Below are 1237 nucleotides of genomic sequence, written 5' to 3'. Positions count from 1 at the left end.
TCGATGACGTCGACTTCCTCGCAACCGCCGTAATAGCGGCGGCCCGGGTAGCCCTCGGCATACTTGTTGGTCAGTACCGAACCCTGCGCCTGCATGATTGCCTGCGCCGTGTGGTTCTCCGAAGCGATCATTTCCAGGCCGCGCTGCTGGCGAGCCAGCTCAGCGTCGATACGCTGCGCGACCTCCGGATCGAGATGCGCGAGGTCTGCGGTCAGGGAATCTGCCGAGAGAGTTGAAGCTTGTGCCATTGCCCATTCCTAAATGTATGAATTGCCGACAACTGATATATCAATCTGCGATTCACTGTATGATGGAAGTCACAGCCCGGTCAATGGGTAACCCGAAATTATTTCAGCGTGCAGCAATCACGCGGTATGGAGCAGAGAAAACGGAGGCAAGATGACACTCGCCACACAGCTTCCCGTGGGCGCCGAGTCCCTGGCTGAACGCGCCTACCTGGTTCTGCGAGACCGGCTCATCATGATGGACATCGCCCCCGGCGACCCGATCAACGAAGCCCACCTGGTCAACGAACTCGGCGTCGGCCGCACGCCGTTGCGCGAGGCGCTCAAGCGCCTGGAGGTCGACCACCTAGTGCAGTCCTATCCGCGACGCGGCACCTTTGCCACCCGCGTGGACATCACGGAGCTGGCCGATATCACCGAAGTCCGCGAAGCCCTGGAACCCCTCGCCGCGGCCAAGGCGGCAGCCCTGCATGGCGGCAGCGCTCGCAGTCGCATCGAAGCAACGCTCCAAGCCGTTAGCCAGCTGTCGGGCGCGAATCTCCGGCGCACGTTGATGGAGAACGACCTGGAAGTCCACCGGCTGATCTACCAAGCGGCCGGCAACCACCATCTGGAGCAGACGCTGATCCGCCTGGATAACCTTGCCACCCGCATCTGGTGCATGGCCCTGGATCGCCTGCCGAGCATCGACGAGCACATTGAAGAACACATCTCGCTGCTCCAAGCCATCCTCGACGGCGACGCGCAGCTGGCACAGGAGTTGGCCCTGGAGCATATCGTGCATTTCGAGACGTCGGTGCGATCCGTTCTCTAGCCGCGGCTTCACCGCTGGAGCGATGCCATGCACTGCGAAAAAATACTTATCCCCATTTCTCAGAATCGAAGACATGTTCGAGTAAGCGAAGTATAATTAGAACATGTCCGAAGCAAAGGCGCACGGAAACAGCCTCACCCCACCAGCACCCCCCGAGGAATTCGACCTCCACGTCCAA

Annotated in this window: 1 protein-coding gene and 1 pseudogene; one reads left to right on the top strand and one right to left on the bottom strand. The window is 60.3% G+C overall.

All coding sequences use genetic code 11. The annotated features are described in order from the left end of the window. Positions 1-248: pseudogene (locus ACIOTL_RS18080) on the bottom strand (serine hydroxymethyltransferase); the annotation flags it as partial. A gap of 151 nt (positions 249-399) precedes the next feature. Here ACIOTL_RS18080 and ACIOTL_RS18075 point away from each other — a divergent pair. Further along, positions 400-1059, top strand: a complete 660-nt coding sequence (locus ACIOTL_RS18075; RefSeq protein ID WP_105662740.1) for a GntR family transcriptional regulator — start codon at positions 400-402, stop codon at positions 1057-1059. Positions 1060-1237 lie beyond the last annotated feature (178 nt).

Source organism: Glutamicibacter sp. NPDC087673 (genome assembly GCF_044743255.1).
In the GTDB taxonomy this organism is placed as follows: Bacteria; Actinomycetota; Actinomycetes; order Actinomycetales; family Micrococcaceae; genus Glutamicibacter.
This window is presented reverse-complemented; position numbering and strand designations above follow the sequence as displayed.

Coding starts and splice junctions, on each gene's coding strand:
- ACIOTL_RS18075 (WP_105662740.1), top strand. CDS start 400: ATGACACTCGCCACACAGCTTCCCGTGGGCGCCGAGTCCCTGGCTGAA.